This window comes from Flavobacteriales bacterium (assembly GCA_013214975.1).
Taxonomy (GTDB): Bacteria; Bacteroidota; Bacteroidia; order DT-38; family DT-38; genus DT-38.
Window position 1 is genome coordinate 1 of record JABSPR010000047.1, and the last position, 5,597, is coordinate 5,597.

Genomic DNA, 5,597 nt, shown 5'->3' on the forward strand with positions numbered 1-5,597 from the left:
AGGAAGACTTTATTCATTTCCATAAAGCATGGTCGGATGCCTGCGAGCCGTATGGCGTATACGGTAAATTTAAAAAGACTTGCGACGAGTATTTTGTAAATAGCCACAGAGATGATGAAATGCGTGGTATTGGAGGGATCTTCTATGATCACTTTAATTCTGGAAACTTCGATTCGGATATTCTAATGGCTAAGTCTATATCAGAAGCTTTTATCTCTTCCTATTTTCCGATTATTGAGAAAAGAATCGACGAGGAATACAATGAGGCTGATGAAGACTTTCAGTTACACCGAAGAGGTCGTTATGTAGAATTTAATCTTCTGCACGACAGAGGAACCATATTTGGATTAAAAACAAAGGGGAGAACTTCTTCCATATTAATATCCCTTCCGGGAAGGTGTAAGTTTACTTATGGCTATGCGCCGGAAAAGGATTCTCCACATGAAAAAATGATGGAATTTTATAGGCCTAAAGATTGGCTTTTGTAAAGTAGCCGTTTAGATGTTAACCTGTGTTATTGTTGTATCGTAATCGATAATTAAGTTTTCCATTTCTAAAAGCAATATCTTTTCAATATTGTCTGCCGTTACATCTTTAATGAAAGCGCTAGATCTCAATTTGTTTTTCAATAACCAAGTAGAGTAGTCTCTATCCAAATTATTGGCATTACAGGCCATAAAATCAGGTTTGAAATCATATGGGAAAACATTGTACAGCAATACGTCGTTTCCATAAAAATCAGACGCACATGAAATGAGTTCGGGGTATTTGTTCTCCAGATATGCTGCTGTAAACAAATCGGGAAAGCTAATTATTACACTATTCGTTAATTCCTTTTCTATTATGATTTTTGCTATGCTATCGGCATCTTCAAAAGAGGTAATTTGCATATCTAGAAAGATAATAAATCGAGAGCCGTGATGATCAAGCATATCTTTAAGTAGTAATCCTCTATGGTTTGTTTTTGAGTTATTTACAATAAATGTATTTATTAAAAAATCAGAGGAGCTTATTTGATTTATATTCGTATCTAATCCAAATAATCGGTTGCAATTTTCGTCGTTAAATAAGACATATTCTCCATCGTTTGTTTTGCGAACATCTACCTCAATACCATTAAAGCCATAGATTTTTGCGGTCTCGATTGCAAGAAGACTGTTTTCAGGTAAATACTTAGCAATACCTTGTTTGGCAAAGTAAATTGGCTTCTTTGCTCTTAAACTGGTTTGTTTGGGGTCATTCCCTCCGTAAATGAATACGAATACCAAGTAGGTGAAAATGGGTATTCCAACTACAAATAATTTGTTCTTTAAATTACCCATCGATCAGTCTATTTTGTTATTTCTAATTTTCTACTTACAGAACCTGTTTCGGTCATTATATTACAAGGTATGTACCATTTAATAAAATACGAACATCAATGGTAGAAGAGCTTTTGCTCTCGATAACAGATTGACCAGTCGTGTTATAAATCCTAATGGATTCTATTGCTTGGTTGCTTTTTATTTGAAGAATATCACTGGCCGGGTTAGGATAGATAATTAAAGAGCTATCGTCTGCAGGACTATTAATAGATATGGTCGGAGAAATAGTAAAATTATCACTAGATGAATCGTAGGTATTCATTGTGCCAATTTGCTCTATAAAAATTTGAAAATCATTACCCACGGTATCAGGAACCGTCCATAGATAGTTATGTGTAGCCGTATTCGCGTCATATGTAATAGGTGCAGTTAATGCATTAAAAGTATTACCCCCATCACCAGAATAATATAAATCCCAAGTAACAGTGCTATGATACACAACCTCATACCAGTTAATCAAAACGACATCTCCGACAGTGTAAGTTTCACCACCTTCCGGCGATAATAGATCCACATGACCATAAGAGGAAATAGCAATTAGAATTGAAAAGAAATTAATGAAGATTAACTTTTTCATAGCTTTTTAAGAATTGAAATATCTTACCATTGGTTCGAAATAATACTTTTCCCATCCGCTTTCTACGGCTGTTTGATGATCTGGTAAATTGGAATGCGTTAGAGTTAAAAGAGTTTTGTTATCTGAATTTTCGAACGTAACGGTAATTTCCGAGTCTTCGTCTACTTCTTCAGAATCCGTAGAACGCCAAGATTGTACGATTTTTGAGAATGGAACAAGCTCTTTATTTATACCTTCAATATAATCATCGTGTGAAGTAAAGGTACCACCAGTGTTATTCTCAACTGTAGCAACGCTCTCAATCATTTCAGAGTGTGATTTACCATCCATCCATGCATTGTACAAGTTCTCCGTTGACGTATTAAGTGTAACAGAAACAGTAAAAGATATAGCCATGTTTTTTTTATGAAAGATACTAATACTGAGTGTTTATAGAATAATACTATTCTTTTGTTTCAAGAATAGAGTAGTACGATCCTTTAAAGGATTTTAGTTCAACTCGAGTGCCTTGATTAAGAGGGATGGTATTCTCTTCTGTGGTAGGATGGATAGTAGTTAAAACTTCGCCTACCATTATTTCTACTGGCATTTTAAAATCGCTATTAACATTACCCCATTTGAAGTGCAGTTGGTCTATTTGGTTTTGTTCGTTCTTGGTATAGTAATATTTCAAAACTGGAACTAGCCTGGTATACAAATACTGATTAAAGAACCATTTATAGTCCTTTCTCGTTTTTCGATTAACAACCTCTATAAATGCTTTTGTGGTTGTATTAGAGTATTTGTTTTCTTGATAGAACGTTTTTAATATATCAAAGAATACTGAGTCTTGGTCGATTGTATTTCTCAGTGTATGAAGCATAAGACTTCCCTTAAAGTAAACGTCGGTGTCTTTATAATTCCAGTAGTTCACATTAAATGGTCCGATTACAGGTTTCTTATTCTGAATAAATAAGCTAGCTACTTTTAGGTGTTTTAAATAAGCGGTGTAACTAACGGCATGTTCAAGAAACAATGCTTCACTGTAGGTTGCAAAGCCCTCATGAAGCCAAGCTTCGGCATAATCATTAGCCGAAACACTATTTCCCCACCATTCGTGGGCCGTTTCATGTAGAATAATGTAATCGTAATTTCCCACAACTGTATTTCTATATTTGTTGCCATATGCGATTGCAGATTGGTGTTCCATTCCCTCAAAAGGACTTTCAACCAATTTATATCCATCTCTTATCCAAGGGTATTCTCCATATCTTAATTCAAAAAACTCGATAATTTTTTCTACTTGCTTAAAGTGTACCTCGGCTTTTACTAAATTTTCAGGAAGTACGTAATAGTCTAGGTTAAAAACATTGCCCGATGTAGCATCTCTGTTTCTTTGGTACGGGATACGGAAGTGCTGATAATTTCCAATGTAGAATGTTACATTATAAGTGTTAATGGGGTAGCTAACTTTCCACGTAAACGTTTTTTGAAGATCATTGATTTCAAATTTTATCAAATTGCCATTAGAAACGCAGACTAATTCTTTCGGAATTGTATAGTGCATCACCATTGAATCTGGTTCGTCGTATAAGTGGTCTTTCAATGGCCACCATAAACTGGCTCCATCTACCTCGCATGAAACACCTATAAATGGATTTCCTAATTTGTCCTTATTCCAGATAAACCCACCTTGCCAAGGTGGTTTCTTTGCAATTAACGGCTCGCCTTCGTAGGCAACATTAATTACGTAGTTACCATCTTTAGCTAAAGTTTTGTTGAACGCAACAAAAATGGCATTGTGCCTTCTTTCGAACTCAAGGCTTCTTCCTTGAAACACAATATCATTTATTTCCATATTCTTATAAAGATCTAATTGAATGGTGTCGATAGCTGCTAAGGCTTCAAAATGGATGTCAACATCTCCGGTAATAGATTTATTCTCGATGTCGAATTCAACGCTGAGTGCATAAAAATGAATATCGTTATTCGATCGAAACTTATTTATTTCGCCCCTTAAGCTATCAGCTTCAGTAAAGATTGGAATCTTGGCTGGTTTTGTTGGCGTTTTCATTTTTGTGTTTAACCCTAAGAGGGCACAAGAACTAATTACGGTAGACAGTAGAATAAAAGTAAGGAGCTGTTTAATGGTTTCTCTTGTTTAATTAGAATACAAAGGTAAAATGAAACATGTTCATTTTAATAATTCTTTAGATACTTGTTAGGATATTGTTGGTGATAACTGCAAATATCTGGTTTTGAAATGGATAAAAATTAACTGATGTAAGATTTACCCCTAAAATGAACCAACAATTTTACTTGTTTTAGCGTAAGCAAAATTATCTAAATCATTTATGTTTGATTAAGTATAACGATAAATTAAGAGGAGGATGAAAACAATATTGATTGCAGACGATCATTCGTTTATAGGAGAGGCTATTGAATTATTTATTGGAGAAGACCAATATATAGTTATTGGAAAAGCCGAAGATGGTGATGTGGCTTTGAGCATGATTAAAGATGTTACACCAGATGTGTTAATTACGGACATTGCCATGCCAAAGTCTAATGGGTTAGAGCTAATCTCTGAAGTAAAGAAACTAGATGTCAATACTAAAATCATAGTATTCTCTATGCATGTTTCCGATGGTGTAGTCTTGGAAGCATTAGAATTGGGGGCTTCGGCATACCTATCTAAGAAAACTGGACCAGGCGAACTTATCGTAGCTCTAAATACGATACTTGAAGGAGGCATCTATTTAAGTAAGGATGTTAGTGACGTTTTGGTAGAAGCGCAAGTAAAGAGTATACGTAAAGAAGAAGGTCGGAACCTTTCTGTTTTGTCTGATAGAGAAACAGAAGTAGTGCGGTACATCGCAAAAGGATTAACAAGTGGTGAAATAGGTGAAATATTATTTATTAGCGCTAGGACCGTGGATACACACCGAAATAATATCCTTAAGAAACTAGATGTGAAAAACTCTGCAGAATTGGTAAGTCTGGCCTATGAGAATCACTTAATTCATGTTAGCTCAGAAAATATATCTTTTAACTCTTCTCAATAGAACCAGTTTCTATAGAGAATGTAGCGATTGTATATGAGATAGGGGTGAGGACTTTGAGTTTAGTCGTCCATAACTTCGGTATCGTCGAATTTCTTCATTACGATTTCGATCTTTTCTTTTCTTAAAGGCTTTACAATATATCCCATAACTTCTTCGAACGAAGAAGCTTTATCTACATCCTCTTTAAGTTGAGAAGAAGAAAGAACAATAATTTTAGAATCTCCAAGCACACCAAGATTTTTAGCTTTTTCAATAAATTCAAAGCCATTAAGGATCGGCATGTTAATATCAAGAAAGATTAGTTCCATTTTATTTGAAGCCAAGAATTCACAAGCTTCTTCTCCACCTGGTACATCATGGGTGTTATTTGAGAATCCAATTTCCTCTAAAAAAAATCGAGCCATATAAGTAGAGATGCTATCATCATCCACGAGTAATATCAAGTCGAATTTTTTCATAAGAAAAGGCCTATTTATTGGTCTCAAAAAGAGTTAAAACTATGCACTTTCAGTGCATCTCGCTTTAGCTTCTAAGGATGTTCATCTTTGTTATGTGCAAAATCAACGAACATCTGGTCATACTGTTTCACGTTTAACTGTTCATATTGTTTGG

General features: G+C 34.8%; 7 protein-coding genes. 2 read left to right on the forward strand and 5 right to left on the reverse strand.

Features of this window, described 5'->3' with window-relative positions; translation table 11 throughout:
• The coding region (locus HRT72_02770; protein ID NQY66634.1) for a coproporphyrinogen III oxidase at nucleotides 1-488 on the forward strand (488 nt) is incomplete at its 5' end.
• Nucleotides 489-497: 9 nt separating this feature from the next.
• On the opposite strand, the gene HRT72_02775 is transcribed toward HRT72_02770, so the two are convergent.
• The 4 genes from HRT72_02775 to HRT72_02790 are packed head-to-tail and all read right to left on the reverse strand — an operon-like array spanning nucleotide 498 to nucleotide 3,994.
• Entirely contained in the window at nucleotides 498-1,322 is an 825-nt protein-coding gene (locus HRT72_02775) for a hypothetical protein (protein ID NQY66635.1), read from the reverse strand.
• Between the two features lie 55 nt (nucleotides 1,323-1,377).
• On the reverse strand, nucleotides 1,378-1,941 hold the full coding sequence (locus HRT72_02780; protein NQY66636.1) for a T9SS type A sorting domain-containing protein: 564 nt from the start codon (nucleotides 1,939-1,941) through the stop codon (nucleotides 1,378-1,380).
• 6 nt (nucleotides 1,942-1,947) lie between these two features.
• Nucleotides 1,948-2,337, reverse strand: a complete 390-nt coding sequence (locus HRT72_02785; protein NQY66637.1) for an SRPBCC domain-containing protein — start codon at nucleotides 2,335-2,337, stop codon at nucleotides 1,948-1,950.
• Between the two features lie 46 nt (nucleotides 2,338-2,383).
• The gene (locus HRT72_02790) at nucleotides 2,384-3,994 is read right to left on the reverse strand and encodes a M1 family metallopeptidase (GenBank protein ID NQY66638.1); all 1,611 of its coding nucleotides are present in this window, start codon (nucleotides 3,992-3,994) and stop codon (nucleotides 2,384-2,386) included.
• A gap of 316 nt (nucleotides 3,995-4,310) precedes the next feature.
• On the opposite strand from HRT72_02790, the gene HRT72_02795 reads away from it, so the two are divergent.
• On the forward strand, nucleotides 4,311-4,985 hold the full coding sequence (locus HRT72_02795; GenBank protein ID NQY66639.1) for a response regulator transcription factor: 675 nt from the start codon (nucleotides 4,311-4,313) through the stop codon (nucleotides 4,983-4,985).
• A gap of 59 nt (nucleotides 4,986-5,044) precedes the next feature.
• Here HRT72_02795 and HRT72_02800 read toward each other — a convergent pair whose 3' ends face one another.
• Nucleotides 5,045-5,443 (reverse strand): response regulator, encoded by a 399-nt coding sequence (locus HRT72_02800; GenBank protein ID NQY66640.1) that lies wholly within the window; start codon nucleotides 5,441-5,443, stop codon nucleotides 5,045-5,047.
• Nucleotides 5,444-5,597 lie beyond the last annotated feature (154 nt).

Coding starts and splice junctions, on each gene's coding strand:
- HRT72_02780 (NQY66636.1), bottom strand. CDS start 1,941: ATGAAAAAGTTAATCTTCATTAATTTCTTTTCAATTCTAATTGCTATT.
- HRT72_02800 (NQY66640.1), bottom strand. CDS start 5,443: ATGAAAAAATTCGACTTGATATTACTCGTGGATGATGATAGCATCTCT.
- HRT72_02775 (NQY66635.1), bottom strand. CDS start 1,322: ATGGGTAATTTAAAGAACAAATTATTTGTAGTTGGAATACCCATTTTC.
- HRT72_02790 (NQY66638.1), bottom strand. CDS start 3,994: ATGAAAACGCCAACAAAACCAGCCAAGATTCCAATCTTTACTGAAGCT.
- HRT72_02795 (NQY66639.1), top strand. CDS start 4,311: ATGAAAACAATATTGATTGCAGACGATCATTCGTTTATAGGAGAGGCT.
- HRT72_02785 (NQY66637.1), bottom strand. CDS start 2,337: ATGGCTATATCTTTTACTGTTTCTGTTACACTTAATACGTCAACGGAG.